Annotated in this window: 26 protein-coding genes; 19 read left to right on the top strand and 7 right to left on the bottom strand. The window is 54.2% G+C overall.

The annotated features are described in order from the left end of the window. Positions 1-15 precede the first annotated feature (15 nt). The gene (gene leuC, locus KTH_RS02010; RefSeq protein ID WP_111322686.1) at positions 16-1443 is read right to left on the bottom strand and encodes a 3-isopropylmalate dehydratase large subunit; all 1428 of its coding nucleotides are present in this window, start codon (positions 1441-1443) and stop codon (positions 16-18) included. 322 nt (positions 1444-1765) lie between these two features. Here leuC and KTH_RS02005 point away from each other — a divergent pair, with 322 nt between their 5' ends. Next, positions 1766-2674: a LysR family transcriptional regulator gene (locus KTH_RS02005; protein WP_111322684.1), complete on the top strand. Its 909-nt coding sequence runs from the start codon at positions 1766-1768 to the stop codon at positions 2672-2674. Between the two features lie 97 nt (positions 2675-2771). On the opposite strand, the gene KTH_RS02000 is transcribed toward KTH_RS02005, so the two are convergent. The 3 genes from KTH_RS02000 to KTH_RS01990 form a co-directional block, all read right to left on the bottom strand. Continuing rightward, positions 2772-3737 carry a trypsin-like serine peptidase gene (locus tag KTH_RS02000; protein WP_497616153.1) on the bottom strand — a complete coding sequence of 322 codons (966 nt, stop codon included), beginning with the start codon at positions 3735-3737 and terminating at the stop codon, positions 2772-2774. A gap of 260 nt (positions 3738-3997) precedes the next feature. After that, on the bottom strand, positions 3998-4732 hold the full coding sequence (gene pepE / locus KTH_RS01995) for a dipeptidase PepE (protein WP_497616152.1): 735 nt from the start codon (positions 4730-4732) through the stop codon (positions 3998-4000). A gap of 280 nt (positions 4733-5012) precedes the next feature. Beyond that, positions 5013-5825, bottom strand: coding sequence for an AraC family transcriptional regulator (locus KTH_RS01990; RefSeq protein ID WP_497616150.1), 813 nt, complete (start codon positions 5823-5825; stop codon positions 5013-5015). A 149-nt stretch (positions 5826-5974) separates the two neighbouring features. Here KTH_RS01990 and KTH_RS01985 point away from each other — a divergent pair, with 149 nt between their 5' ends. The 11 genes from KTH_RS01985 (at position 5975) to KTH_RS01935 (ending at position 17685) form a co-directional block, all read left to right on the top strand. Beyond that, complete coding sequence (locus tag KTH_RS01985; protein ID WP_497616148.1) at positions 5975-7867, top strand: glycoside hydrolase family 127 protein; 1893 nt, start codon at positions 5975-5977, stop codon at positions 7865-7867. A gap of 220 nt (positions 7868-8087) precedes the next feature. Then, positions 8088-9299 carry an RNA-guided endonuclease InsQ/TnpB family protein gene (locus KTH_RS01980; RefSeq protein ID WP_497616146.1) on the top strand — a complete coding sequence of 404 codons (1212 nt, stop codon included), beginning with the start codon at positions 8088-8090 and terminating at the stop codon, positions 9297-9299. Between the two features lie 55 nt (positions 9300-9354). Next, positions 9355-9903 (top strand): DUF6036 family nucleotidyltransferase, encoded by a 549-nt coding sequence (locus tag KTH_RS01975; RefSeq protein WP_111320130.1) that lies wholly within the window; start codon positions 9355-9357, stop codon positions 9901-9903. Positions 9904-10041: 138 nt separating this feature from the next. After that, positions 10042-10479 (top strand): hypothetical protein, encoded by a 438-nt coding sequence (locus KTH_RS01970; protein ID WP_111320128.1) that lies wholly within the window; start codon positions 10042-10044, stop codon positions 10477-10479. A gap of 433 nt (positions 10480-10912) precedes the next feature. Next, positions 10913-12589, top strand: coding sequence for a 2-isopropylmalate synthase (gene leuA / locus KTH_RS01965; RefSeq protein ID WP_111320156.1), 1677 nt, complete (start codon positions 10913-10915; stop codon positions 12587-12589). Between the two features lie 83 nt (positions 12590-12672). Beyond that, positions 12673-13623, top strand: a complete 951-nt coding sequence (locus tag KTH_RS01960; protein WP_111320126.1) for a threonine/serine dehydratase — start codon at positions 12673-12675, stop codon at positions 13621-13623. Positions 13624-13880: 257 nt separating this feature from the next. Beyond that, complete coding sequence (locus tag KTH_RS01955; RefSeq protein ID WP_111320124.1) at positions 13881-14915, top strand: alpha-hydroxy acid oxidase; 1035 nt, start codon at positions 13881-13883, stop codon at positions 14913-14915. 158 nt (positions 14916-15073) lie between these two features. Beyond that, complete coding sequence (locus KTH_RS01950) at positions 15074-15307, top strand: hypothetical protein (RefSeq protein WP_137686036.1); 234 nt, start codon at positions 15074-15076, stop codon at positions 15305-15307. Between the two features lie 56 nt (positions 15308-15363). Beyond that, the gene (locus KTH_RS01945; protein ID WP_111320122.1) at positions 15364-15969 is read left to right on the top strand and encodes a type 1 glutamine amidotransferase family protein; all 606 of its coding nucleotides are present in this window, start codon (positions 15364-15366) and stop codon (positions 15967-15969) included. Between the two features lie 112 nt (positions 15970-16081). Beyond that, positions 16082-16663, top strand: a complete 582-nt coding sequence (locus tag KTH_RS01940; protein ID WP_111320120.1) for a TetR/AcrR family transcriptional regulator — start codon at positions 16082-16084, stop codon at positions 16661-16663. A 68-nt stretch (positions 16664-16731) separates the two neighbouring features. Further along, on the top strand, positions 16732-17685 hold the full coding sequence (locus KTH_RS01935; protein ID WP_111320118.1) for an aldo/keto reductase: 954 nt from the start codon (positions 16732-16734) through the stop codon (positions 17683-17685). Positions 17686-17846: 161 nt separating this feature from the next. Here the strand turns inward: KTH_RS01935 and rbp are convergent, their stop codons facing one another. Beyond that, positions 17847-18152 carry an RNA-binding regulator gene (rbp, locus tag KTH_RS01930; RefSeq protein ID WP_111320116.1) on the bottom strand — a complete coding sequence of 102 codons (306 nt, stop codon included), beginning with the start codon at positions 18150-18152 and terminating at the stop codon, positions 17847-17849. Positions 18153-18354: 202 nt separating this feature from the next. Between rbp and KTH_RS01925 the strand changes: the two genes are divergently transcribed. The 6 genes from KTH_RS01925 to KTH_RS01900 all read left to right on the top strand — a co-directional run bounded on the left by KTH_RS01925 (position 18355) and on the right by KTH_RS01900 (position 23032). After that, complete coding sequence (locus KTH_RS01925) at positions 18355-18510, top strand: hypothetical protein (RefSeq protein WP_170142416.1); 156 nt, start codon at positions 18355-18357, stop codon at positions 18508-18510. Positions 18511-18707: 197 nt separating this feature from the next. After that, positions 18708-19991: an aspartate aminotransferase family protein gene (locus tag KTH_RS01920; RefSeq protein ID WP_111320114.1), complete on the top strand. Its 1284-nt coding sequence runs from the start codon at positions 18708-18710 to the stop codon at positions 19989-19991. A 52-nt stretch (positions 19992-20043) separates the two neighbouring features. Continuing rightward, complete coding sequence (locus KTH_RS01915) at positions 20044-20307, top strand: deaminase (RefSeq protein ID WP_211326058.1); 264 nt, start codon at positions 20044-20046, stop codon at positions 20305-20307. Beyond that, positions 20307-20510 carry a hypothetical protein gene (locus KTH_RS01910; protein WP_211326057.1) on the top strand — a complete coding sequence of 68 codons (204 nt, stop codon included), beginning with the start codon at positions 20307-20309 and terminating at the stop codon, positions 20508-20510. The genes KTH_RS01915 and KTH_RS01910 overlap by 1 nt, the downstream gene beginning before the upstream one ends. Before the next feature lie 461 nt (positions 20511-20971). After that, a complete protein-coding gene (locus tag KTH_RS01905) occupies positions 20972-22165 on the top strand; it encodes a tetratricopeptide repeat protein (RefSeq protein WP_170142415.1) in 1194 nt (397 codons plus the stop codon). Positions 22166-22237: 72 nt separating this feature from the next. Then, positions 22238-23032, top strand: a complete 795-nt coding sequence (locus tag KTH_RS01900; protein ID WP_111320110.1) for an FprA family A-type flavoprotein — start codon at positions 22238-22240, stop codon at positions 23030-23032. Positions 23033-23070: 38 nt separating this feature from the next. Here the strand turns inward: KTH_RS01900 and KTH_RS01895 are convergent, their stop codons facing one another. Both KTH_RS01895 and KTH_RS01890 read right to left on the bottom strand, forming a co-directional pair. Then, the gene (locus KTH_RS01895; RefSeq protein WP_170142414.1) at positions 23071-23235 is read right to left on the bottom strand and encodes a hypothetical protein; all 165 of its coding nucleotides are present in this window, start codon (positions 23233-23235) and stop codon (positions 23071-23073) included. Beyond that, entirely contained in the window at positions 23232-23483 is a 252-nt protein-coding gene (locus KTH_RS01890; protein WP_111320108.1) for a hypothetical protein, read from the bottom strand. Before KTH_RS01890 ends, KTH_RS01895 begins: the two co-directional genes overlap by 4 nt. Positions 23484-24136: 653 nt before the next feature. On the opposite strand from KTH_RS01890, the gene KTH_RS01885 reads away from it, so the two are divergent. After that, a complete protein-coding gene (locus KTH_RS01885; RefSeq protein WP_170142413.1) occupies positions 24137-26179 on the top strand; it encodes a molybdopterin-containing oxidoreductase family protein in 2043 nt (680 codons plus the stop codon). Positions 26180-26607: the final 428 nt, after the last annotated feature.

Here is a 26607-nt window from a genome sequence, read left to right as displayed (position 1 = left end):
TCGTCCCCTCCTTTTTTATTGCCAGTCGCGAATATCAACAAAATGTCCAGCGATCGCAGTGGCGGCGGCCATTGCCGGGCTGACCAGATGGGTACGCCCGCCCTTGCCCTGGCGGCCCTCAAAGTTGCGGTTTGAGGTGCTGGCGCAGCGCTCGCCTTCAGCCAGACGGTCGCCATTCATGCCCAGACACATGCTACAACCGGGTTCGCGCCATTCAAAGCCTGCTTCGCGGAAGATCTGGTCCAGACCTTCGGCCTCGGCCTGACGCTTCACCAGACCACTTCCCGGAACAACCATCGCGCGAACGGTGGGGGCAACCTTTTTGCCTTTGACCACTTTCGCGGCTTCGCGTAGATCGGCGAGGCGGCTGTTCGTGCAGCTTCCAATAAAGACGCGGTCAACCTTGATATCCTGCATTCTGGTGCCGGGCTCAAGTCCCATATAGGCCAGAGCGCGGCGTGCTGCCTCTTGCTGAGCGGGATCGCTGAAATCATCGGGAGAGGGGACAGTACCTGTGATCGGCGAAACCATAGCCGGGGTGGTGCCCCATGTGACCTGTGGCTCCATCTCATCGGTGTTGAGCACGATGACGCGATCATAGGTTGCGCCCGGATCGCTTGGCAGGCTGCGCCAGTATTCAACGGCCTGATCCCATGCCTCGCCTTTTGGTGCATACGGACGATCTTTCAGATAGGCAAAGGTGGTCTCGTCGGGGGCGACCATGCCTGCGCGAGCGCCTGCCTCGATTGCCATGTTACATACGGTCATGCGCTCTTCCATCGAGAGCCCACGAATAGCTGAACCGGTGAACTCAACACAGTGGCCGGTTCCCGCGCCGGTGCCGATTTTACCGATGATAAAGAGGGCGAGGTCTTTTGCTGTGCAGCCCGCTGGTAGACTGCCTTCAACGCGCACTTCCATCGTCTTCGGCTTGACCTGCCAGAGACACTGGCTGGCCAGCACGTGTTCGACCTCGCTGGTACCGATACCAAAAGCGAGCGCTCCGAAAGCGCCATGAGTGGAAGTATGGCTGTCACCACAGACGATGATGGTGCCGGGGAGGGTGATGCCCTGTTCTGGTGCCACAACATGGACAATACCGTTGCGCACGTCGTTAATCGGGAAGAACTGAATATTGAAGGACTGAGCGTTCTGTTCCATTGTCTTGACCTGAACAGCGGCGCTCTGGTCGGGAATGGGTACATTGCTGCGGCTTCCGTACTCCGCGACGGGGGTGGTAGGGATGCTGTGGTCGATCATGCCGAAGGTTGCCAGTGGTTTGCGTACTTTACGCCCGGTCGACCTGAGCGCGGCGAACGGCTGTGGTGAAGTGACCTCGTGGACAAGATGGCGGTCGATGTAAAGCAAGGTTCCCTGACCTGCGACTTCGCGTACGACATGTGCCTGCCAGATCTTCTCAAATAGTGTACGTGGTTGTTCCATCGTCTCTTCTCCTTTTACGAAGCCAGACCGCTAAGCGGGTCTTCTCTCCGAGGTACTGATGGTGTTGCAGGGTTGCGAGGGCAAAGACTGCAACACGGCTTTGATACATGCTGAATGAATACCGATTTCTGACCGATTGCGCTGTATGAGGTAGGTGCTGTTTCTTGTTCCGGTGGTCTTAACCTGAGATAAAGAGCGCCTCAAGCGACTGGTCACAATTCTTGCTGAGTAGTATACTGGGTGGACTGTGAATATGTCAAATGCTTTTTTCTCTAAGAGTTGATAAGAAAAAAGCATCACTTTCTTTGCAGGGAGGGAAGGCGTGGAATTTCGGCAACTTACCTATTTTCTGGCGGCGGCGCACACACAGAACTTTCGGAAGGCGGCGGAGCTCTGTCTTGTGACGCAGCCTGCCTTGAGTCGGCAGATCGCGGCGCTGGAAAGCGAGCTCGGATTGAAGCTCTTTAAGCGAGAGAAGCAACGCGTCGAGTTAACAGCAGCCGGCCAGGCATTTGTGGCCTATGCAAAAGAGACACTGGATGTGTTGCAGCGTGGAGAGCAGGAGCTTGTGCGCTGGCAGGAGGGACAGAAGGGCGTTCTGCTGATCGGCTGTAACCACTCGCTGGCGGCGGCATTTCTGCCCTCGCTGCTGGCGACCTTTTATAAGCGTTATCCGGAAATGCGGCTCAAGGTGCTGGTCTCTACCAGTGACCGGGTGGTACGCATGGTGGAGCGTGGCGAGGTGGATTTAGGCTTTATCTATGATCCTTCGGTGCGCTCTGATGTGGTGGTGGTGAAGGAGCTCTTTCGGCAGCCTTTGCAGGCGCTGGTCTCGACACAGCATCCCTTTGTGCAGAAAGCGCCGACCTTGAGTCAGATTCTCACGGAGCCGCTTATTCTGCTTGGTGAAGAGACGCGTCTGCGCAAGGTGATCGAACGAATGTGCATGCAGCGCGGTCTTGAGGTGCAACCGGCAATCGAGATAGGCTCGGTAGCGGGTTTGAAGGAGCTTATCAAGCAGGGGTGTGGGGTGTCGTTGATTCCGCCTGCGCTGCTCTGGCCGCCGCAGGAGACCGATGGCCTGACGCTCCTGCCTGTCTCGGATATCACCGAGTCGTTTACGTTTGCTCTGGTTTACAGGCGGCTTGGTTCGCTGGCTGTGCCTGCACGCCAGTTTATCAACACCATCATCGAGCAAACGGCAAAGCTGACCAGCCAGCTTGCTCCATAGAAAATGAGCACCTGTCAGAAAAAACTGAGCCTGACCAAAAGGTCAGGCCCAGTCCTCCCCCTGGATGCCCGTGCTGAGGCGCGGCGATCTGGTTGTCTTAGCCTTGAATCTGATTGAAGATGTAGCCTACAAAGCCGTCATAGTAGGGAGAGAAGAGCACATCTGGCAGGTTGGTATACACGTAGCTGGTATGCCCGTTGAGGTACCAGCTACCTCGTCCCCGAATGAGCCAGCCACCGCCACTTGAGCCACCGGTCATATCGCAATTGATGCCGATTGGCTGGGGCGATCCGTTGGTGTCACGCACGGTAGCAGGCGAGGTACATTGATACATGCGCTGACCGGTGAAAGGTGGCTCCTGTGGATAGCCGAGCGCGCGGAAGTTCTGCTCTGCCGGGAGATCGGTCGCGAGCCGAACCCCGCCCACTGCCTGATTAAGCGTCATGCCGTTGTTGGTAGCAACGACCGCAAAGCCGATATCGCGCGAGAAGTCAGCATTGTTTGCCCACTGACCGGTAGTGTGCAACTGGCGAGCAGGCCAGACGCCGCGCGGGCAGTAGCCATCAAGGTATTGCGGGCAGAAGACCCAGTTGACGTAGAAGTTGTTCCCTGAGCCACCCTCGATCACGCAATGTCCGGCAGTATCGACGATGCTGCCATTACGGCTGCTGAGCGAGGTACCGGAACAGACATAGTCCGTCTTGCTGACCGGATCAGTGAAAAAAACCTTGCCAATGGTTGAATAGGGGTAGGAGTCGTAGGCCCCGACCGGAACCGCCGATGCCTGGGGTTTTGGTTCCCCTTTGCCGGGCTGCTTGATGATCTGGCGGGGTGCCTGCCGCTCGACATCCTTAGGAACCGCAGAACGGAAGCGCTCTTCCGTCCAGTACTGGAGAGCATTGCGGCTCTCGTGATCGGGGATGAGGCGTTGACTGGTTTCCTTTGGCGCTTCTTTTGGCGCTTTGGCTGCGGAAGCCGCTTCACTTCCTACCATACTGAGGGCACAAACCAGGAAGCCGAGTAGAAACAGGTGTAGTAGACGTCTTGATACAGGTCTTGCCATCTCCATCCTCCCGAAAACACTTCCTGCAAGACAACTCGTTACAGGATGAATTTATCCTGTCTCTATTGTGGAATCATTTTCTTTATAATTCAAGGGGTAAAGAGACCAAAAATGACATTTTCTTCAGTAAATTGGAGAATCCGTGTTTATGAATAAAGAATGAGTAGAACGAAAAGAGCGCGATATCTATTTTTACTGCCACAAAAAAGAAAGAGGACTGCTCTCTATCAGCCCTCTCTCGTGATAGTGAAGTACAGTATTTATACGCGTTGGTCGAAGTGTGCAGGTACATCAAGCAGCCAGGAAAGATCGCTGTTCGGCTCGATCTCTTGTGGCTGCTGGCCCCGACGGAACAGGCGTGCGCCGGTCTCGCCATGAAGCTGTAAACGCTGTCCATCGCGATGGAGCCAGGTGCCCTCACGCAGCCCGAGCACCACAACATCATTTTCCTCAAGGAACTGGAGCAAGCGCTGCTCCCTGGTTTCACCCATGTAGATAAACCGTGGATCTGGATCAATATAATGTGGATTGATCTGAAATGGAATCAGGTCAAATGACTCAAAGGATGTGGGCTGGACGATTGGCATATCGTTGGTTGTGCGCAGAGAAGGGCAGGCCATATTTGTGCCGGCACTGGAACCGATATAGCGCAGGGCCCCGCTTGCGACGCGTTCGCGCACAACGGAGATCAGATCGAGTTCTTGCAGGCTTTTCAGCAGGCGGAAGCTGTTGCCCCCACCGACAAAGAGCGCTGCACTACTTGCCAGCGTTTCACGGGGATTCTGCTGTGTATGCAGGCCAATAACCGAGATGCCAAGCGGCTTGAGGGCCTTAGCTACCTGCGCGGTATAGCCGTCGTAATCGGCGAGCGCGTAGGGAGCGAAATAGATTGTGCGCTCCTCTCCCAGAAATGTATCAATCGCTGGCAGCACATGTTCCAGATACCCCTTTCCTGGTGCGCTGGAATTGCTGAGCAGTAGTAATTTTGATGACATTGTGCACTCCTTTTCTCGCGGATTTGTTCTCTTTTTATTCTACTCCTTTGAGTGCCTGCTTGCATACGCCCTCGTCGGCTTGTCCACGTTTGCGCCGAACCCCGGTGGGCTGATCTCTCACCTTTTTAGCGGAGCGGTTTGACAAAAAAGAGTGACTCCATTATACTGATCGCGGACAGAAAAAGAGCGTTGTCCCGTACTCTTATGGAAAGAGCATACATACACAATCAATTGTGCTTTTGATACATTGCTCTTTTGACTCGTACGGGGCAATGTTTTTTTATTCTCGCTCAGCAAGCGTCTGCGAGCGCTGTTGAAGCTCCCCGGGTGAGACTCCTTTGCGCTTCTTGAAGGCCTTCAGAAAATAGTGGTAGTCTTGAAAGCCGACCAGCCGCGCCGTCTCCTTGATTGATCTTCCCATCAGCAATTGCTCGGTCGCTGCATCGATGCGCAATTGCAGCAGGTGTTGATGAATGCTGATGCCGAACTGTTTGCGAAACAGGCGAGCAAGGTGGCCATAGCTGTAGCCCAGAGCTGTCGGGAGATCGCTGCTACAGGTGTTCAGGGAGAAGTGCTTGCGCAGATAATCCATCACGCCATAGGCCAGAGTACGTGCAGGATCAGCGGCGCTTTCGGCATACTGTTGCACAATGCTCAACTGCGAGAGGATGGCGGCGACCTGAATACTGAGTTGCTCAGGGCTCAACATGCGGAAATCGGCGGCTTTCTTCAGAAAGGCATAGAGCGCGGGGTAATTCAGTTCGGTTGGCACATGACCGAAGACCGGTAATGCCAGTTGATCCGGCTTCGGTGGCGTTGTGAGCTGTTCGCCCTGGATCGTGAAGTGCAGATAGATCACATCAAAATCCGCTGGCTCCGTACCCCGATGCCGCACATGAGGCGGGAGCAGGTAATAATTGCCCGTGGTCAGCAGGGCATACTCCCGGTCGATCTGAAGATGCATTTTGCCTCTGGTAATGAGACCAAGCACCCAGAAATCGAGCACGCGATCAGGGTGAAGGGTATCGCCCCGAATATATCCCATGCCATCCAGCACCGGGAGCCCCTTGAGCAGATATGTTGTGTAAACCATGTTGAGATTTTCCACCACGATGCAGAAATAGCACATTGTGCGAGCGTGTCCTGTGAAGGTATTGTATCAACAGGCTGTGGAACAGGGCAAGCGCCCGCTGTGGTTCCACGGAAGGGACAGAAGACATCTGTTGCAGGAGGGAACAATCTATGATGGAACACGCTTCTCTGCGTGCGGTCCCATTTACCGATGTGACTATCAACGATGCGTTTTGGAGCGGTCGTTTGCAGGCCAATATCGAGCAGACGATTCCGTATCAGTATGAGCAGTGCAAGACGACGGGGCGCGTGGATGCACTGAAGCTCGAATGGAAGCCCGGGGATGAGCCGGTTCCGCATATTTTCTGGGATTCGGATATTGCGAAGTGGATCGAGGCCGCAAGCTACACGCTGGCAACAAAACCCGATGCGCAGCTTGAAGCGCTCCTTGATGAGGTAATCGCGCTTCTGGCCTCGGCTCAGCAGCCTGATGGGTACCTGAATACACACTTTACGGTAGTGGAACCAGGCAAACGCTGGACGAACCTGCGCGACGCCCACGAGCTGTACTGTGCCGGACATTTGATCGAGGCGGCGGTGGCGCATTATCAGGCGACCGGAAAGCGCTCCCTGCTGGATGTCATTTGCCGCTATTGTGATCATATCGCACAGACGTTCGGGCCGAATCCTGGCCAGAAGCGCGGCTATTGCGGTCATGAAGAGATTGAGCTAGCGCTTGTCAAGCTGTATCATGTCACCGGTGAGCGGCGTTACCTTGATCTCAGCGCGTACTTCATCAATGAGCGAGGCCAGCAACCCCATTATTTTGATCTGGAACTCAAGGAGCGGCTGAAGCAGGGCGAGAAGGATCGTCTGGCAGAGTTTCACAGGACGGTCGGTTATGAGTATAACCAATCGCACAAGCCAGTGCGGGAGCAGGTACACGTTGTCGGTCATGCCGTTCGCGCCATGTATCTCTATAGCGCGATGGCTGATCTGGCATGGGAGCTTCAGGACGACACGCTGAAACAGGCCTGTGAGCGCCTCTGGGCTGATCTCTGCGAGAAAAAGCTGTATATCACCGGCGGCATCGGCCCTTCCGGCCACAATGAGGGCTTTACGCGTGCATATGATCTGCCGAATGAGACCGCGTATGCTGAGACTTGCGCGGCCATCGGGCTTGTCTTCTGGGCGCATCGCATGCTCCATCTCGATTGTGATCGTCGCTATGCCGACGTGATGGAGCGGGCACTGTATAACGGGGTCATCAGCGGCGTCTCGCTGGATGGGCGCAAGTTCTTCTACGAGAACCCGCTTGCCAGCAATGGTCAGGTGCATCGGCAGGACTGGTTTGAGTGCGCCTGCTGCCCACCGAATGTGGCACGCTTGCTGGCCTCGTTCGGCAACTATATCTACTCGCAGCGTGAGGAGGAGGCCGTTATTCACCTGTTTGTGCAGGGAAGTGCAACGCTCGATCTTGGCACACAAAAGCTCTCTTTGAAGCAACAGACGCGCTATCCCTGGGATGGAGAGGTGCGCATTCAGGTAGACCCCGAGCAGTCCGCCCGCTTCCGGGTTCGGGTGCGTCAACCGGGTTGGTGCCGAAAAGCAACCGTACGGGTAAATGGCGAGCCTGTTCAGCCAGCGAGTGAGCGTGGCTATCTGATCCTTGAGCGCGAGTGGTCGCAGGGTGATGTCATCGAGCTGACGCTACATATGCCGGTCGAGCGCGTCTATGCGCATCCTCAGGTGCGTGAGGATCGGGGACGCGTGGCGTTGCAGCGCGGGCCGCTGGTCTATTGTCTGGAAGAGGTGGACAACAGCTCTGATCTGGATGCGCTGCTTATGCCACGAACTGCTGACTTTACCCAAACCTATGTGCAGGATCTGGCAAGCGGTGCGGTGGCGCTTTCCTTCGAGGCGCAGCGGCTTGAGGCTGATGGGCCCTCCCTCTATCGTACGGAGCGACCGCGAACCAGCACGGTACAGGTGCGGGCGGTTCCGTATTGCCTCTGGGATAATCGTTCGCCGGGCGAGATGCTTGTCTGGCTGCGCGAAGCATAAGAGTGATGGCCCGGGGAGCTTTCCCCGGGCTTTTTGCTGCAATTGGTCCTGTTCGATGTCCCCGAATCCGTTTTTCATCGTATATATTGTTGAAAGCACTGAGAAGATGAAGAATGAGGGTTATTACCAGCATGGCAACCCGTATCTCTGGACGGAGGCAGAGCAAAAGGCGGGCTGAGAAAATCAAGCAGTGCGTTGAACAGGTAATGAAGGAAGACGAATGAAGGTCACAAGAGGCTACAAAACTGAATTAGACCTCAACAATAAACAGCGTACCGCCTGTTTGAAGCATGCCGGTTGCGCCCGTTTCGCCTACAATTGGGGGCTTGCTCGTTCTCAAGAAGCCTACCGTGCCACCGGCAAACGTCCGACTGCTATTGACTTGCACAAAGAACTCAATGCCCTGAAAAAGACGGACTATCCCTGGATGTATGAGGTGTCCAAGTGCGCCATGCAAGAGGCACTGAGAGACCTGGAGAAAGCATATAAAAACTTCTTCCGCAGAGTCGAACTGAAGAAACAAGGCAAGTGGAAAGGCAAGCTCGGCTTTCCCACCTTCAAGAAGAAAAGCAAAGGCATCGGCTCATTCCGCTTGACTGGCTCCATCAAAGTCTTGAGAGATGCCGTGCAATTGCCGCGTTTGGGCCGCATGCGCTTGCATGAGCATGATTTCATTCCAACGACTGCCAGGATACTTTCTGCTACCGTCTCAGAAGAAGCTGGACGTTGGTTTGTCAGTATCCAGGTAGAGGAAGAACAGGAACAGCTCACTCCTCCAGCAACAACGGCTATCGGGGTAGACCTGGGTATCAAGACGCTTGCCACGCTCTCTGATGGTGTCACGTTTGAAAATCCACGTGCCTTAAAGCACGCTCAGAAGAGATTGAGACACTTAGAGCGGCAAAAGTCACGGCGGAAGTTGGGCAGTAAGAACCGCAAGAAGACCTGCCGCAAACTGGCAAAGCAGCACGCCCGCATTGCACGTATCCGCAAGGATGCCGCCCACAAACTCACCACCTCCCTCTGCAAAAACCACGCATTGGTAGCGATTGAGGACTTGCATGTTGCGGGGATGCTGAACAATCACAAGCTCGCCCAAGCCGTCAGTGACAGCAACTTTGGCGAGATACGGCGGCAACTGGAATACAAAGCTGTCTGGCACGGCGTTCATCTGGTAAAGATTGATCGCTTCTATCCATCAAGCAAGAGGTGTTCTGCTTGTGGCTGGCAAGATGACGAGCAAACACTTGCAGATCGTCTCTTCACTTGCCATGAATGCGGACTCGTCCTTGATCGTGATCTGAATGCCGCCATCAACATCTTGCAAGAAGCACTGAGAACTACCGGCAGTTCGTCGGGAAGTCACGCCTATGGAGTGGGAAGCTCTGGCTTGTTGGAATGCCAACAAGCGAAACTTCCCACGTTGAAGTAGGAACCAACCAGCATTTAGGCTCTGTCCTAAATGTCTAAGTATTGGAGAACGGACTATGGAAAGTCAGGACATCGAGCGATATTTCATAGCATTAGGCGAAGAACTTGAACGAAGCCCGCTTCAGGAGCCGGTGCGGGTACTGGTTGTGGGTGGCGGCTATATGCTGCTGATCGTCAAGAATCGAAAATCGACCGAGGATGTCGATGTTGTTTTGATGGATCTTCCAGATACGACGAACCCGACACCCGAGGCGAAAGCATTTAAGGCGGCTGTACGTGCGGTCGCAGGTCGGTTCAAGCTCAAGCGACGCTGGTTGAATGATGATGTGGCCTACTTTATTCGTGATATGGCGCCTGATCCTCAGGCAACGCTCTGGCGCAAGTATGGCAAGCTGCATATCTATCTGCCAGCAAAAGAGTATATTCTGGCGCTCAAGCTGATGGTCTTTCGGCAGAAAGATATGAGCGATGTGGAGGCGCTGCTACAGGAACTCGATGTGACAACCCGTGAGCAGGCACAGGCTATTGTGGATCGCTTTGTGCCGGACCCACGCTGGCAGGAAGAGTATCTGCTTGAAGAGACGCTGGACACTCTGTTCGATTAGGGCAGGATGCGGGGTTGCTTTCGCTTTTTGTCTGTCTCATGTTACAATTTGAAGGGGAGAGGGCAGTGAAGCTGATGCGCTGATAGGAAAGGCGCTGCACTATCTTGAACAGCAGAAATGGGAAAAGGTGGATATTCCATGCAAACATGTGAAAAATTGCAGACAATGAGCGTTTCATATCAGGAGATGTGCGCGGGTGAGGATCCCTGGATTCCGCTTGGCAACTTTATGAACGATTTCTTCGGGAACTTTCCAGACCAGCGTGAAGAGCTGGTAGAAGAGCCGATACGCCTGCCCGAAGAGCCTTCCGAGGAGCATTTGCGCTGGGCCACGTTCTGTGCTGCGTCCGTTGAGTACCTCTGTCAGAAGTATGGGCTGCCCTGCCCGGCGTGGGTGTATGATCCGGTCTATCAGTTGTCTGAACCGTGGTATTATTCGCTTGGTGCGCATAAGCCAAAGGTGCGTGAGCGCCTGATGCGGACAACACCAGAGCCGTTTGTGCGCCGAAACATCTATTGTGGTGATCGGATGTTTGTGAACAAGTATGAACTGGCACAGGCAAGGCGATCGGCATAGGTTGTCCCCCTTTCGGTACAATTTGGCTTGCTCATTTGACAACGATGGCAAAGAGTGGTATAGTCATGTATAACAAGACAGTCATCAGTCAGTACATGCGAAAGGAACTTTCTTCTTGATGGAGAAGAGAAGGGCAAATCATTCCTTACCTAAAATGCGACATAATAGCCTTCTTGGGCTTGGGCTCCTCCTTACATGCGTCGCCCACAGCCCTGTGATTTGCTCGTAAGTTCCTGAGATAAGAAAATCGCAGAGATGAAAAAGAAGCCGTGGGCGACAGTTGGTCCCACGGCTTTCTTGATGTGTTGTAGCCGTGGAGATCTCCTTCCACGGCTTGTTCTGTTTTTACTCCCTGTTTTGGTTCAGTTGCAAAAAGGAGATAGGACGAGTTATGAGTAATATGGTCAAGAAGTTTGCACAGGCTCAAGGCGGCATGCAGAAGGGCAATATCACCAAGTATAAGCCGTATCCTCTGGTAGATTTGCCCGATCGCCAGTGGCCTTCACGCTCGATTGTATCTGCTCCGATCTGGTGTAGCGTGGATCTGCGCGACGGTAATCAGGCTCTACCAACGCCAATGGGTATCAAAGAGAAGCTGGAAATGTTCAAGCTGCTGGTCAACATTGGCTTTAAGGAGATCGAGGTAGGCTTTCCCTCGGCGTCGCAGATCGAATTTGACTTTATCCGTCGCCTGATTGATGAGAACTTGATTCCCGATGATGTGACCATTCAGGTCATCACGCAGGCCAGAGAAGAGCTGATTACACGCACCTTTGAGGCGATTCGAGGCGCGAAACGCGTGATCCTCCATCTGTACAACTCTACTTCTCCTGCACAGCGCCGCCTTGTGTTCGGTCTGGATAAGGCCGGAATTACCGGAATTGCAACGCGTGGTACCCGGATCGTCAAAGATCTCGTTGCAACCGTTCCTGAGACCGAGATTATTTATCAGTATTCCCCTGAAAGCTTTGTCCTGACCGAGCTTGATTACGCGCTCGAAATCTGTGAGGCCGTCATGGATGTCTGGCAGCCGACGCCGGACAAGAAGATGATTCTGAACCTGCCCGAAACCGTTCAGATCTCCACGCCGAACGTCTATGCCGACCAGATTGAGTGGTTCCTGCGCAACATGAAGAATCGGGAATCGGTCATTATGAGCGTGCATACACACAATGATCGGGGCACTGGTGTTGCTTCGTCCGAGTTGAGCTTGATGGCCGGCGCAGAGCGCGTTGAGGGCACCCTGTTCGGCAACGGCGAACGTACCGGTAACGTTGATATCGTAACGCTTGCGCTGAATATGTATATGCAGGGTGTTGATCCGAAACTGGACTTCAGCAATATTAAAGAGGTCGCAGAGGTCTACAAACGCTGCACTCGTATGGACATTCATGACCGTCACCCGTACGCTGGTTCGCTGGTCTTCACCGCTTTCTCTGGCTCGCATCAGGACGCGATTAATAAGGGTATGGCGGCGCTTGATCCGACACCGGGAGCGCTCTGGGAGGTGCCGTATCTGCCGATTGACCCGAAAGATATTGGCTGTTCCTACGAGGCGATTATTCGTATTAACTCGCAGTCGGGTAAGGGCGGCGTGGCCTACATCATGGAGTCGGAATACGGCTTCCAGTTGCCGAAAGAGATGCGCATTGAGTTTGGTAAGGCGATCAATGCCATTGCCGATGAGCGCGGTGAAGAGCTGCAACCGCAGGAGATCTACCAGGCTTTCGAGCGCGAGTATTTGCAGCGTACCTCGCCCTTCAAGCTGGAAGGCTTCCACTCTGAGGAGATCACCGATGGAGCCGGTAACACCACTGTTGAGTGTATCGCTCGTATCTCGGTGGATGGGAATGATCGCGAGATTCGCGGCCAGGGCAATGGTCCTATCGATGCGTTCGTGCGAGCAATCAATGAAGCGAAGCTTGCAGACTTCAAGCTCGTTTCCTATTCCGAACATTCACTGGATGAAGGTGCGGAGGCTCGAGCCGTCGCCTATATCCAGATTCAGATGGGCGATGGTCGCAACTGCTTTGGCGCGGCAATCGGCACCGATATCAAGGTCGCGTCTATCAATGCGGTTCTGAGCGCTATCAACCGCTCGCAAGCATAGGCAAACAGACGAGTGCAGCAGGGGAGCGGTGTTCAAGGGGGAAGGCTGCTCCTTTGTTGCTCGCTTCTGTGGGATGATCTTTAATGAATGTATTGCAGGAAATCCTTCGGGCAGAACAACGAATACGTCCGCACATCTATGAAACACCACTGCTCTATTCTCAGCCGTTAAGCAAGCTGACGGGCGGGCACGTGTTGTTGAAGCTGGAAAATCTCCAATATACCGGCTCGTTCAAGGTGCGGGGCGCGCTGAACGCGTTGCTCTCTCTGAATGAGGAACAGCGTTTGCAGGGAGTCGTGACGGCCTCTTCAGGCAATCATGGGTGTGCTGTCGCGTATGGCATGCAGAAGCTTGGAATGCAGGGCATAATCTTCGTGCCGGAAGGTGCTTCTCCGGTGAAAGTCGCGGCTATTCAGAGCTATGGGGCGCGCGTGCAAACATGGGGCACTGATTCAGTGGAGACGGAACAGTATGCTCGCTCCTATGCTGAAACGCATGCTATGCTCTATATCCCTCCTTATAACGACCTTCGTGTGATTGGCGGTCAGGGGACGATCGCGGTCGAGATATGCAGACAGGTTGAGAGGGTTGATGCGGCTTATGTAGCTGTGGGAGGCGGTGGACTGATCAGCGGGCTTGCAACGTACCTCAAGGCGGTGTTCCCCCATGCGCAGGTGATCGGGTGCTTGCCTGAGAACTCCGCGGTTATGGCAAAGTCAGTTGAGGCCCAGCGCATTCTGGATATTCCCTCGCTGCCAACGCTCTCGGACGGCACGGCTGGCGGTATCGAGCCAGATGCCATTACGTTTCCGCTCTGTCAGCAACTTGTCGATGACTACGTGTTGGTGAGCGAAGCTGAGATTCGGCAGGCCATGAGACAGCATATTGAGCAGCATCATATGCTGATTGAGGGCGCGGCTGGTGTGGCGCTGGCAGCGCTGCTGAAGCAGCCTACCCGTTTTCAGGCGAAAACGACGGTTGTAGTGCTTTGTGGTGCCAATATCAGCCTGGAGACGCTTCGTTCTGTGTTGTAGAGGCTTGTTACCGGAGCGTTCTGCTGGTATACTGGGAATGATTTCAACTACAACTATCAGCGCGATTACTACTTTGAGGACCTTCATGCAACGGATGCTACTCATTTTCTCTGCTTGCTAGCCAGAGATGGCAGCGTAATAGGGTAAGTATCAACCTGCTGAATGGGTGCAGGCTTCTTTTGTTCTGTTCGCTGCACTCTGGTATTCTCTTCCCCTTTTTCAATCCCGCTTTTCTGAAAAGTGCTGAGGAGCATTCTATGCATTTTATCCAGACCAGTCAATTTGAAGAGGCGGCTCGTCAAAAAGTTGATGAAGCTGCCTGGTGTTACCTTGAGAGTGGCTGCGGAACCGAGCAGACGCTTCGCGCAAATATCAAGATCTTTGAGCAGTACTGGATACGTCCACGCGTCTTTGTACCGATGCAGGCTCCTGACCTGAACACGACAGTGCTTGGCAGCCCGGTCAGTATGCCGATTCTGGCCGCACCAATTGGCTTTCAGCGCTGGTTTCATCCTGAGGGCGAGCGGGCATCAGCTCAGGGAACCGGCCAGGCGCAGACGCTCTATGTTGCCAGTTCCAGCGCAACGACTCGCCTGGAAGATATCGCGACGGCGGCAACCGGTCCGCTGTGGTTTCAACTGTACCTTTTTGAGGAGCGCGACGTCTCGGCGGAGCTTGTGCAGCGGGCCGAGGCGGCTGGCTATCGGGCGATTGTGGTGACGGTAGACACTCCCTGGTATGGCCGAAAAGAGCGTTTCGCACGCGGCAATTATAGCATGCCCGGCACGTTGCTGAAGGCCAATCTGGACGAGCATGCAAGTGGCATGGTTGGCAGTCAATACGGGTGGGAGGTGATTGACTGGCTTCGCTCCCTGACGCGGCTCCCCATCCTGCTCAAAGGGGTGTTGACTGCCGAAGATGCCAGAAAAGCGCTCGCGCACGGTGTGGATGGCATCATTGTTTCCACACATGGTGGCAGGCAGCTAGACGCTGCTCTTCCTTCGTTGCTGGCATTGCCTGAAGTGGTTGAGGCTGTGAATGGGCAGATAGAGGTCTACTTTGATAGCGGTATTCGGACCGGCACGGATGTCTTCAAGGCGCTGGCTCTGGGTGCTCGCGCTGTCTTTGTGGGCAGGCCACTGATCTGGGGACTGGCGGTAAATGGAGCACAGGGGGTAGCAGATGTATTCGCAATTCTACGCGAAGAGCTAGAGTATGCAATGATGCTCTCCGGCTGTCCTGCTGTTTCTTGCATTGACCGTTCGTTACTTCGCGAGGCGCATATCCTGTAGATAAACGTCCCGACTTGACGGAAGATTCATCTTATATGTCTATAGGTGCTTATCCTTCAAGAAGGGACCTTCCTACATCTATATAGAGTAAATACAGCTTTCTCGCTCTGACGGGCCGCGTGGTGTGGTGAGCAACTGGAGGCTGGACTATCAGCTCTATGGATAAGAAAGGTGCGCATATGCCGTTTGTGGCAACGCGTCATGAGTGGTGTCGGCGCGCCCTCATGGCCGATACGCCTCGCGGTTATCATCTGGCCGAACTGAGCATAAAAGCAACCCGATTGGTTTCTATCAGAGCCCGTGTTGCCCGATCCATACTCGTGAGGCCGATCGAAAGTCCATCATTTGAAACTGATAGAGATAACAGGACAGAAAATGTCCTCTATCCGTGATAGAGTGATGGTAGTGGATCAGTTATGAGACAGAAACAAGAAAGCAGGAGCAAAAAATGAAGGTAGTACATCTTTTTGTCTATCCTACGCTGGCGGATTGGGAATACGGCTATGCAGTCGCGGGGCTCAACACCTTTTCGGGCGGACGCTATCAGGTGAAAACGGTAGGAATGAGCAGGGAACCGGTGGTCTCGCTTGGCGGAGTGACGATCGTGCCCGATATGACCCTTGCAGAGCTGACGCCTGAAGAGAGCTCTATGCTCATTCTCCCCGGTGGTGAGGGATGGGAAACGGGCATGTATGGCGATGCGCTGGAGATGGCACAACGCTTTCTGGCGGCTGGAGTGCCTGTTGCGGCGATCTGTGGCGCGACTGCCGGGCTGGCTTCCGTTGGCCTGCTGAACGAGCGGAAGCATACAAGCAACGCGCCCGAGTTTGTGAAAATTGGTGCGTATCGTGGGGAGGCGCTCTATCAGGCAGAGCGGGCGGTTGCTGATGGCAAGCTGATTACGGCGGGAGGCGTCTCACCTCTGGAATTTGCCCGCGAGATTTTCCAGATGCTCGAACTATTCTCTGAAGACGCGCTGGAAGCGTGGTACATGCTCTATAAAACAGGTGAGTCGCGCTATTTTATCGCGTTACAGCAGGCCATGCAAGCCTGAGTATCCGCTTATCACAGCCATGCTTTTCTTTTGTGGAGAGCATGGCTTTTTTCTTGACTTCTTATTCCAGAATAGTGTATAGTATATACCAGAGAAAGGCAGGAGGTTACTGATGGCCCGACAGAAAGAATTCAATCCAGTGCAGGTTGTGGAAAAAGCGATGTACCTGTTCTGGGAAAAAGGGTACGAAGGGGCTTCAGTAGAGGATCTGGTTCAGTGTACCGGGTTAGGACGTGGTAGCCTGTATGCCACCTTTGGTGACAAGCGCTCGCTCTATCTTGCGGCCCTTGACCACTATGAGCAGCAGAACAGGGAACGCAGGAAGATCTTTCGAGAGAAAACAGGCCCTCTGCTCGAGATGCTGAAGGCGTTTTTTCAGGAGAGCATCGCGGAAGCGCTCGAAGCCGATACGCACCGTGGTTGTTTGATGGTCAATACGGCGCTGGAAGTGGCTCCACATGATCCAGAGATTGCCGGTAAGGTCAAAAGCGCCTTCAGAGAGGTAGAAGAGCTCTTCTATTATATGCTGATACAGGCACAGGCCTCAGGTGAACTCTCGTGGGAGGCGGACCCGCATCAACTGGCTCGTTTTCTGCTCAATACCCATCTGGGCATTCGGACCCTTGCGCGTGCCAATCCAGATCGGAAGATGCTTCAGGAGATTGCTACAACGGCACTTTCCCTCTTTCACTGATAGTCATTCCCTTTTTTTCTGCAAAAATTCTGTAACGATCATTCAAAATAGAGAAGGAGAGAGTAACAATGGAAAAGCGTACACTTGGTCGCTCAGGACTGGAAGTTGTCCCGTTTATGCTAGGGGGGAATGTGTTTGGCTGGACCGCCGATGAGAAGGAGTCATTCGCGGTGCTTGATGCCTACGTTGAGGCAGGCGGCAACTTTATTGATACCGCCGATGTGTACTCGAACTGGGTGCCCGGCAACATGGGCGGCGAATCTGAAACGATTCTCGGAAAGTGGCTGAAGGCGCGTGGCAACCGCGATGCTTTGATTATCGCGACAAAGGTGGGTTGGGCACACAAGGATCCGAAGAAGAAAGGACTGTCGCGTGCCTACATTCAGCAGGCAGTTGAGGAGTCGCTACGCCGCTTGCAGACGGACTATATTGACCTCTATCAGTCTCATGTGGACGATCAGGAGACGCCGTTTGAGGAGACACTTTCAACCTATGCCGACCTGATTCAGCAGGGAAAGGTGCGCGTGATAGGCGCCTCCAACCATAGCGCTGAACGGCTGGCGCAGGCGCTTCGGGTGAGCCAGGAAAGCAACCTGCCACGCTACGAGACATTGCAGCCAGAATACAACCTGGTTGATCGTGCGGGCTATGAAAGCGGGCTGATGCAGCTTGCAGTCGAACAGCAGATCGGGGTGGTTCCATACCATTCGCTCGCGAACGGCTTCCTGAGCGGTAAATATCGCTCACCGGAGGATCTGCGGGTGTCCAAACGTGGTCCGCTGGTGGAAAAGTATCTGAACGAGCGGAATTTCCGTATTCTGGAGGCACTCGATCAGGTGGCGACTCAGTATCAGGCGACCCCTGCCCAGGTGGCGCTTGCGTGGCTGCTCTCGCGTCCGGGTGTGGTGGCTCCGATTGCCAGCGCAACCAGCGTCACCCAGTTGCAAGACCTGTTGAAAGCCACAGAACTGAAACTCGATGCGGCTGCGCTTGAGACGCTCAATCAGGCGAGCGCGTTCTAAGCTGGAGTAGTCTGAGACCATCGGCGGCACTTCTTTCCGGCGCCCGTTATGCGTGAATGTGTAACGGGCGTTTTTTTTATTGTCCTGTTCAGACTATCCAAAAAAGCAGACGACCAGAAAGAAACGTCTGTTTCCTGCTGGTCGTTATGTGTTTGACGGGTTTAGTAGCGTCTTTCTCTGCGGGGACCGTTGTTGTAGCGGCGCTCACCGTAGCCACCCTGAGTGTTGCGGCTTCGTGCCTCGCTCACCGTGATGCGACGACCCTCAAACTCTGTCCCGTTCAGATTCTGGATGGCCTCATATGCTTCCTGGTCGTTTGCCATTTCCACAAAGCCAAAGCCACGGCTGCGCCCGGTATCTCGATCAGTGACCACTTGAGCGCTGTCTACCTGCCCCATTCGCTCAAATAGCGATGACAAATTCTGGCTGTCTGTCTGATACGAGAGGTTCCCGACATAAATCTTCATTGTACAGTCTTTCCTTTCAGAACAACATTCTTTCTGTGCATCGACAGCGGGTTGAGACTCCATATTCTCTCAAAAAGGCCCGCGACGAAGAATGTTGCCTTCTTCAAGGATACCCCAGAAAACGTCATTTGTCAATGAGACAATATCTCAATAAGGTTCTGCTTCTCGGGAAAACCTGCTTCCAGAGAAGGAGCGAAGTCGTTTGCTGGACTATCAGGCGGGTGAGAGCAGAGGGAATGCTTTGAGCGAGATGCGTTCTCGAACCGGTGCAGGCCTCTTCAGTGTGATCTCAGGCGCGTCATCTCTGATAACTGTGCCACAAAACCCGATGACTGTCTTTATTAGAGAAAACACCTGATGCCTTGATCTTATTCCCATTTTTTTGACTTCTCTTTAGCTGTTTGCTCTTTGGTAGAGAACGCTATATTTGAACTAATAGCAGAGCGTCCCGCGTTTCCTTTTTGTCCGGCCGTATTTATTGACAGATGCAATTCTTTCGTGTACGTTCTCGATAGAGTGTGTTTTTCGTTTCAGTAATGAAAGCAGAGGTACATAATGGATACAATGGAGAAGTACGCCCGATACGTCAATACGAGTTTCGTCAAGCGTGTTGAGCCTATTGTTGTTGAGCGGGCTTCCGGAGCGGAGATTGTTGCTGCTGATGGGAGGCACTATGTTGATTGCTTTGCCGGGATTGCGGTCGTCAATGCCGGGCATGTGCACCCACGGGTGGCTGAAGCGGCGAAAGGGCAGATAGAGAAGCTGATCCATGCGGCCTCCTATGTCTATTATGTCCCTGCGGTGGCTGATCTGGCGGAGTTGCTGGCTCATATCACGCCGGGAGCCCTGACGAAAACCTTCTTTTGCAATTCTGGTGCGGAAGCCGTGGAGGGTGCGCTGCGGCTGGCGAAGATCGTAACACGTAAACGTGAGGTGATCGCGCTTCAGCAGTCGTTTCATGGGCGCACCTATGGCGCGCTGTCGGTGACGGGAAACCAGACGCGCAAGACGCGAGGAGGCCCGTATATGCCCGGTGTGGCCTTTGCGCCTGCACCCTATTGTTATCGTTGTCCTTTGAACCTGAAGCCTGACGCCTGCGGTCTGGCCTGCGCCAACGCGGTCGAGGACGTGATTCGCTACCAGACGAGCGGTGATGTCGCGGCGTTCATCGTTGAACCGGTTCTGGGCGAAGGTGGGCTGATCCCGCTTCCAGAGGGCTATCTTCAGCGCGTGCAGGAGATCATCCGTCACCATAATATTTTGCTGCTGGTGGATGAGGTGCAAACCGGCTTTGGGCGGACCGGCAAGATGTTTGGGGTTGAGCATCATCCGGGCGTGGATCCCGACATTATGATGATGGCCAAAGGGATCGCTGATGGCTTCCCGCTCGGGGCCTTTATCGCGCCTGACGCCATCGCTGATAGCTTCCATCCGGGCGAGCATCTGAGCACCTTTGGAGGAAATCCGGTGTCCTGTGCTGCGGCGCAAGCAAACATTGAGGTGTTGCGGGATGAGGGGTTGATAGAGCGCTCGGCAACGCTCGGCGCGTATGCTTTGCAGGAACTCCACAAGCTTCAGGAGCGCTATGCCTTGATCGGCGATGTGCGCGGGCAAGGGCTGATGATCGGGGTTGAGCTGGTGCGTGATCGCAAGACGAAGGAGCCAGCGACCCGGGAGGCAACACTGATTCGGGAGATGTGTCTTGAGGGTGGTGTTCTGATCGGGACGGGTGGCCAGGATGGCAATGTATTGCGCATTCAGCCACCGCTGGTGATCGGGCAGGAACAGCTTGCACACGCGCTCTCTGTGCTCGATCAGGCCTTCGCAAAATGCAGATAGTGCAACAACGGGACGGCTCCTGTGAGCCGTCCTTGCGCGTTGAGAGGGTGAAATGGGTCAACCAACCGAGAAAGATTACCAGATGATGGGGAAGGCGCTGGCCGAGGCGCGTCAGGCTATCGAACATGGGAAAGCGGGCACGGCGGCGCTGCTGCTCTGGCGCGACCGGATCCTTGCGCTCGGGCATAACGAGTATGAAGAGACCGGTGATATGACGGCGCACGCTGAAATAGTGGTCTTTCGGCAGGCCGCCCGACAGCTTGGGGCGATGAGCGCGGGGAGCTGGTCTTATACTGCACGCTCGAACCCTGCCTGATGTGCTTTGCTGCGCTTTCCTTTGTGGGAGGTGTCGTCTATGCGGCGCTCAATGAGGATGGGAAGGAAGAAATAGCGATCGCGCGCGGGATAACGCTTGAACAGTTGAATCCATTGTTAATCCGTGGGCCTGTAGAGCTGGTGCCGGGTGTGCGGCGTGAGGAGGGACGGGAGCTTCTGGCACTGATGGGCAAGCTGCTTTGAGAGCAATTCCAGTTTTTGTAGAGAAAAAAGCGGAAGAGGTGGAATGGCGGTCACGTTCTCCTCATCTCAGAATAGAGTTTCCAGTAATGTAATACTGTCGCTGCCGCTTATCCAGAAGTACCATTGCTCGCTGCTTATAGCAGTATTGATATATGAGATTATGCTACACTGAATATGACTTTTTCCTTTGGGTACAGGACGCGTCAGTAAAAAAGCGAGCAGATTTTTTCCTATCTTTCTATGGATGTTTCTACTATTTGGAGCAGTATTACGTTTCTGACATATTTCTGAAATACAATTTATACTGGATTGAAGAGAGATTATGAGTCGCGTTCATTCTATATAGACACTTGTAGAGTAGAGCGAATGGGTGCACGATGGAAAGCAGAGAGAGAAAGAAACAAAGCTTAAAGTGCTGGCTTTTTGTCTTTATATATCGTTTACCAGTTGAGGGGGAAAAGATGACAGAACCGATCTATTATTCAACACAGGTACAGCGTGTTCGACTGGCACTGGAAGATAGACAGCTCTCGCAGGCGCTGGCTTATCTTCAAAGTATCGTTCCCGATGATGAGCAGCGAAAGCGCGAGATCGCTTATCTCTATGGCTGGTATTATGTCCTGCTTCAGGATTGGGAAGCAGCGATCCAGGCGCTCTCTCCTTTTGTGCAGCAGAACCTGGCGCATCCAGGCCATGTTGACATAGAGGAGGTGCGTGAGATACACCTTGAGCGCGAAAAGATTGCTTATTTCTTGCTCTATCTGGGGATTGCGGCGCTGAACCTTTCGCTGTATAGTGATGCCTCCTATCACTTTGCTGGCTGTCTGTGCTTATTGCGTACGCGGCGTATCCCACTTCCTTCTGTGCGAATCAAGGCCCATTATCTCTGGGGGCTGGCCTCTGTGGGTTGTGGGCGACTTCAGCTTGCAATCGAGAAGTATACAAGGGCGCTTCAGCTTTGCCGTTTCTATCACGATCAGGAGGAAGTGCCCCATGTGCATTATGGACTCTGTCTGACCCACCAATTGCGCAAGGAGTATGAGGAGGCTTTGAAGCATGGTCAGGAGGCGCTTCAGCTCTATCGTGAGCGGGATGATAAGCAGCTAGAAGCCTGGTCGCTCTATCTGCTCGGGCGCACCTATCGTGAGCTGAAGCAGTATGAGCGGGCCACAGCAATGCTTGAGGAGGCTTTGCAACTGAACCAGGAGACAACCAATGCTCCCCTGATCACGTTAATGATCTGTTCCTCGCAGATCACCCTTTTCCTTTCTCTAGATGAGCTGGAACAGGCGTGGGCGAAGTGTCAGTATCTGTTGCCGCTTGTAGAGCGCTGGGAGAAGCGAAAAGAGTATATGCATCTCTGTGCACGTGCCTATCGAGCGATCGGCAAGACGCGATATAAGCAGGCGCTGCGTTCTTCAGAGAAAGGGGTCCGCATGATCTTCCTGAGAGCGGCTTCTGATCTGTACAAGCGGGCTGTTCACTGCCTGTCTCTGGTGCAAAGCGATGTAGATCTTGCGCTGTTGTATACCGAGTGGGCAGGCGTGCTGGAAGCGCAGGGCGAGCACGTGCAGGCAATTGATTGCTGGCGAGAGGCATACCAGGCGGCGCAGCGTGAGGAGTTTGCAAACACCAGTATGATTGTGCCTGTCTGATGTTGCCCGGTGATTCTGCCCTGAAAAGAGCGCATACAGCAAGTGCGAGTATACTCAAAAGAGAGTACGTGTTTGGCTGATATCGTATTGATAGGTGTCGAGTGTGCTCCTGTGGGGCTTGTTGGAGGCTCTTTGATGGCAACAATTGATATGATCGCGATGGGAATTTATCGTATCTCATCCTTTGTTCCCGTGTGGAATATCACCGTGAATCAGTTCCTGATCGCTGATGATGCGCCAACCCTGATCCATACCGGCATGTATCCCATGTATGACGATGTGCGGAAAGCAATCGCGCAGGTGCTTGATCCCGCCCGCTTGCGGTATGTCGTCGTGCTGCATTTCGAGAGTGACGAATGCGGCTGCATGGGACGCTTGCTTGAGGCTGCTCCTGATGCGGTGCTGGTCTGTAGTCGCACGGGCGCAGCGATCAACCTGTCACAGTGGGACTACAGTGGCCCGGTGCTTGGCGTGCAGGATGGCGACACACTGGATCTGGGCATGCATAGCCTGCGGTTTCTGGAAACGCCCCATGTGCATCACTGGGACTCGTTGATGCTCGTTGAGGAGACGACCGGGAGCCTGTTTCCTGCTGACCTGTTTGTGCAGCCCGGGGAGCAGCCCGCGATTGTGCGCGAAGATCTGGGCAAGCAGATGTGTGAGCTCTATCGGGAGATTGGCATTTTTGCTGCCAGTGAGCCGGTTTTGCGTGTACTTCAGCGTCTTGAGCGGCTTGGCTTGCAATGGGTTCATCCGATGCATGGCGGCAGTCTGGCGCGGGATCTCTGGCCGAAATATGCGCAGGCGTTGCGAACGGAGCCTTTCGCATTTGACGGAACGCTGCTCGGCAAGCGGTTGCCCGAATAGGGATCCAGAGGGAGGCGGGCTGACCGCTCCCTCTGGTGCTATGAAAAGGTAGGAAAGGCGGGATCAAGTGGGATCTGTTGTTCTGTATACACTGTGCCGGTTCGATCCACATAGTACGTATGTCCATCGACGCCTCGAACCTGCCAGATGGAATCAATCGCGGACCCGCCACCTCCCGACCAGTTTTTTTCTCCCTGCGTCATGGCCTGGTGAGCCGCCCGGACATGTCTCTGAGCGTAAAGGTGTTGCGCGACCTGTTCCGCTTCAGGGCAGGAAATGGATGCGTGGCATAAAACGTCTGATTCGCCACAGCAGCAAACTCAGAGGCGCGGAGCCGCTTTGCCTCTGTGTCATACAGGAAGGTGAACAGTGGCATCTGTCGTTCGTTCAGCACCGGGATAACCCGGTACGTGGCGAATTTGCCCGTTTGCTGATAGGGCTTCACCTGCACCGGCGTTCCGAACTGAAGTGCCTGCCCGATCTTTCTGCGGCGCTGCGATACATAGGCGTGCTCTGTGCTACTGCCAGCACATCAGCGGGTGCTTTGGAACGGAGCGTTGCCCGGGGGGGCTCCCATCCCTGATACAGAAAGCGACTGCTGAACGCAAAACGTTCAAAGAAAGTCACAGCGTCTTCTTTTGAGAATCTGAAATTCTCTGCTCCTTTCTTGATTGTTGCGAGTTTGTGAGTATGGCAAACCCTCCCGTGGCGCTTCCCTGCTACCTCTCCCCCGGAAGCCGTTGGTTAGTTCAGCGCGGGCCTGGACGACGCCAGAGAACAGCCTTGCAGAAAAAGAGATTGATGTGTTTCTCTATGATAGAACAGCATTCTATGCTTGCAAGGATACTCAAGCGTATACGCATCTATTCACTCTGATGAGATCAGTATATCGTATATGCGCATCAAATGGAAGAGATGCGCGAAAAATCACTGAAAAGCAGCAGAAAAGTACCGGGATATAAGGCGGCGGAGGAATGGCCTGTTCTGGCAGGTTTTGTGAAGGCATATTGGCTCTTTACAGGAGGAGTTATACTCGAATACGATAGAACTGTGCGTACCTATTTTGGAGTATTGACTGAGAACAGTGAGAAAAGAGAAGAGCGTATGTCTGAGAAACGCCTGATCAGGACCATGTGTCCGATGAACTGTTTGCCCACCCAGTGCGGCATGCGCGTTGAGGTAGAGGGGAATCAGCTTCTCTCTGTGAAGGGAGACGAACAGCACCCGGAAAGCCGAGGCTTTTTGTGCATTCGGGGGCGCGCGACTCGTGAGATCCCCCATAATCCCGCTCGCCTGCTGACTCCGATTCGTCGCAAGAGACGCGGTGAAGACGCCTGGGAGCCCTGTTCGTGGGATGACGCCTATACCATGATTGTTGAAGCAATTGAGCGAACACAGCGCGATCGCGTCGGTCTCTGGCGCGGACATGGGGTCGGCTCGACGGGGATAAACACCCCGCTTATAACCCGTTTTGGCTCTCTTGGCGGCTTTCAGCACTGGGTCTCTGCTATTGTTTGTTGGGCGCTTGGTGGCTATGGCCTGGGCCTGACGGGCGTGCTTAAGACTAACACCAAAGTGGATATGGCGGCCCATTCACGCATGGTCTTTTTCTGGGGGGCGACGCTTGCCAGCCAGCCCGGGACCTCTCCTTATCTGGTCGCAGCTCGCAAGCGCGGCGCGTATGTAGTACATATCGATACGCGGCGAACGGAGGCCTCGCGCCATGCTGATGAGGTTGTCTTGATCCGCCCGGGGACTGATGCGGCACTGGCCCTGGCGATGGCACATGTGATCGTTGAGGAAGGACTGACCGATCAGGCGTTTGTGCAGGAATACACGCTCGGGTTCGCGGAGTTTGCCGACCATCTGCGACAGTATACACCGGAGTGGGGCGCTCGACAGACTGGCATCGACCCCGAGCAGATTCGCCATCTGGCACGTCTCTACGCCACCCGGACGCCTGCTATGATTGTGCTTGGCGGAAGCTCGATGTACAAGCACCAACATGGCTGGGAGGCCAGTCGAGCCATTGCCTGCCTGCCAGCACTGACCGGACAACTGGGGATAGCCGGTGGTGGTCTGGGGCCGAGACATGGGGCGACCGCTCAGGCCAACGGGCTCGCGGATGTGACGGCTGATGTGGTGCGGCCTCAGGGCTCCTACATCCCGAGTCATATGGCCTCGATTACCGAGGCGCTGACCTCTGGTTCCCTTGATGTGCTGCTGCTGCTCGGAGCGAACTTCCTGTCCGGTTTTGCCGATAGTAACACAGTTGAACGAGGGCTTGAGAAGGTCGGGCTGATCGTCTCCTATGACATCTTTATGAATGAGACGATTCGGCGCGTGGCTGATCTCGTGTTGCCCGGCACGATCTGGCTTGAAGAACTGGGGCTGAAGCAAACCGCCACACATCTCTATCTGATGGAACCGGCGCTCCAGCCCGTCGGTGAGGTTCGTCCGTTAAGCAGGGTGCTGCGCGAGCTTGCGGAGCGGCTGGACATTCCCGACGTCTTCCCCTGGCAGGACGATGAAGCATATATCAATGCGCTCCTGAGCACACAGAAGCTTCCTTCAGGCGAGGCCCTGACGGTTGCCGAACTGAGGAAGCAGGGCGGATACTGGCAGAAAACCGCCCTTTCAGAGGTTGCCTATCCTGATCGACGCTTCGATACGCCCTCAAAGAAGGTCGAGTTCTGGAGCGAGCGCGCATTACAGGCTGGTCTGTCGCCACTGCCTTCCTTCACCCCGGCTGTTGAGGAGGAGGCCACGCGCTATCCGTTGCGCTTCTGTCAGGGACGGACGCTCACGGCGTTCCATTCCTTCTACGATGAGGGGAAGGTGCTTCCCACGCTGGCGAAGGCGAATCCTGAGCCGGAGATCTGGTTGCATCCAAATGACGCCCGCCCTCGTAAAATTGAGACAGGGAACCGGGTGCTGATCTCGAACGGACATGGCCACTTTGAGGCAAAAGCCCTTGTGACCGAGGGAATTTTGCAGGGTGTTGTCTGGATGCGTGATGGTTGGTCTGGCGTGAATCGAGTCACCAGCGGACAACAGACTGTGCCGCTTGTGGCCAACGATATCATTGCCGATATTCCTGGCGGGCAGGCGACCTATGATGCCTGGGTTGATCTTCAGAATGTCTGAAGATGAGAAGAGATGCGCCCATACTTGAACCGCATCTCTTCCTTAGCAAAGAGGGATGTCGTATTTCTCCTGCTGAATGATAGTTGCTGCAAAGGAGGGATGCACGGAAGACCGAAGGAACCGTGCATCTCTTGTGTGTAATAGGTGGAGTAAACCGGGTTACTATTGCTCTGCTTATATTGTATATCTGAAGTAAATGGATAAGATCTGGATGCTGTATGATTATAAAATATACCTGTATATGGATAGGTACATTTTATGGTTGATCGCGGGTTTATAATATAAAAAGAGTTAACGGGTGAAAAGCTCAAAGATGCATTGAAGCGCACGAGTGGAAGCAAAAAAGATCGGCGTCATTCAACGGCAGAACTGCGCCGAGGGTAAGCGGTTGTTGTTTTGTGGGGCCTGGTGGTTGAGGGAGGAGAAGA

It is taken from the genome of Thermosporothrix sp. COM3 (assembly GCF_059696735.1).
The sequence above is the reverse complement of the archived record's forward strand: the minus strand, read 5'-3'. Positions and strand labels throughout refer to the sequence as shown.

Bases quoted from the DNA above. Each gene is read 5' to 3' on its own strand.
- KTH_RS01985 (WP_497616148.1), top strand. From the start codon at position 5,975: ATGATGGAACACGCTTCTCTGCGTGCGGTCCCATTTACCGATGTGACT.
- KTH_RS01980 (WP_497616146.1), top strand. From the start codon at position 8,088: ATGAAGGTCACAAGAGGCTACAAAACTGAATTAGACCTCAACAATAAA.
- KTH_RS01960 (WP_111320126.1), top strand. From the start codon at position 12,673: ATGAATGTATTGCAGGAAATCCTTCGGGCAGAACAACGAATACGTCCG.
- KTH_RS01895 (WP_170142414.1), bottom strand. From the start codon at position 23,235: ATGACGCAGGGAGAAAAAAACTGGTCGGGAGGTGGCGGGTCCGCGATT.
- KTH_RS01920 (WP_111320114.1), top strand. From the start codon at position 18,708: ATGGATACAATGGAGAAGTACGCCCGATACGTCAATACGAGTTTCGTC.
- KTH_RS01910 (WP_211326057.1), top strand. From the start codon at position 20,307: ATGTGCTTTGCTGCGCTTTCCTTTGTGGGAGGTGTCGTCTATGCGGCG.
- KTH_RS01935 (WP_111320118.1), top strand. From the start codon at position 16,732: ATGGAAAAGCGTACACTTGGTCGCTCAGGACTGGAAGTTGTCCCGTTT.
- rbp (WP_111320116.1), bottom strand. From the start codon at position 18,152: ATGAAGATTTATGTCGGGAACCTCTCGTATCAGACAGACAGCCAGAAT.
- KTH_RS01905 (WP_170142415.1), top strand. From the start codon at position 20,972: ATGACAGAACCGATCTATTATTCAACACAGGTACAGCGTGTTCGACTG.
- KTH_RS01915 (WP_211326058.1), top strand. From the start codon at position 20,044: ATGGGTCAACCAACCGAGAAAGATTACCAGATGATGGGGAAGGCGCTG.
- KTH_RS01990 (WP_497616150.1), bottom strand. From the start codon at position 5,825: ATGGTTTACACAACATATCTGCTCAAGGGGCTCCCGGTGCTGGATGGC.
- KTH_RS01885 (WP_170142413.1), top strand. From the start codon at position 24,137: ATGTCTGAGAAACGCCTGATCAGGACCATGTGTCCGATGAACTGTTTG.
- KTH_RS01945 (WP_111320122.1), top strand. From the start codon at position 15,364: ATGAAGGTAGTACATCTTTTTGTCTATCCTACGCTGGCGGATTGGGAA.
- KTH_RS02000 (WP_497616153.1), bottom strand. From the start codon at position 3,737: ATGGCAAGACCTGTATCAAGACGTCTACTACACCTGTTTCTACTCGGC.
- KTH_RS01940 (WP_111320120.1), top strand. From the start codon at position 16,082: ATGGCCCGACAGAAAGAATTCAATCCAGTGCAGGTTGTGGAAAAAGCG.
- leuA (WP_111320156.1), top strand. From the start codon at position 10,913: ATGCAGAAGGGCAATATCACCAAGTATAAGCCGTATCCTCTGGTAGAT.
- KTH_RS01955 (WP_111320124.1), top strand. From the start codon at position 13,881: ATGCATTTTATCCAGACCAGTCAATTTGAAGAGGCGGCTCGTCAAAAA.
- KTH_RS01970 (WP_111320128.1), top strand. From the start codon at position 10,042: ATGCAAACATGTGAAAAATTGCAGACAATGAGCGTTTCATATCAGGAG.
- KTH_RS01975 (WP_111320130.1), top strand. From the start codon at position 9,355: ATGGAAAGTCAGGACATCGAGCGATATTTCATAGCATTAGGCGAAGAA.
- leuC (WP_111322686.1), bottom strand. From the start codon at position 1,443: ATGGAACAACCACGTACACTATTTGAGAAGATCTGGCAGGCACATGTC.
- pepE (WP_497616152.1), bottom strand. From the start codon at position 4,732: ATGTCATCAAAATTACTACTGCTCAGCAATTCCAGCGCACCAGGAAAG.
- KTH_RS01950 (WP_137686036.1), top strand. From the start codon at position 15,074: ATGGATAAGAAAGGTGCGCATATGCCGTTTGTGGCAACGCGTCATGAG.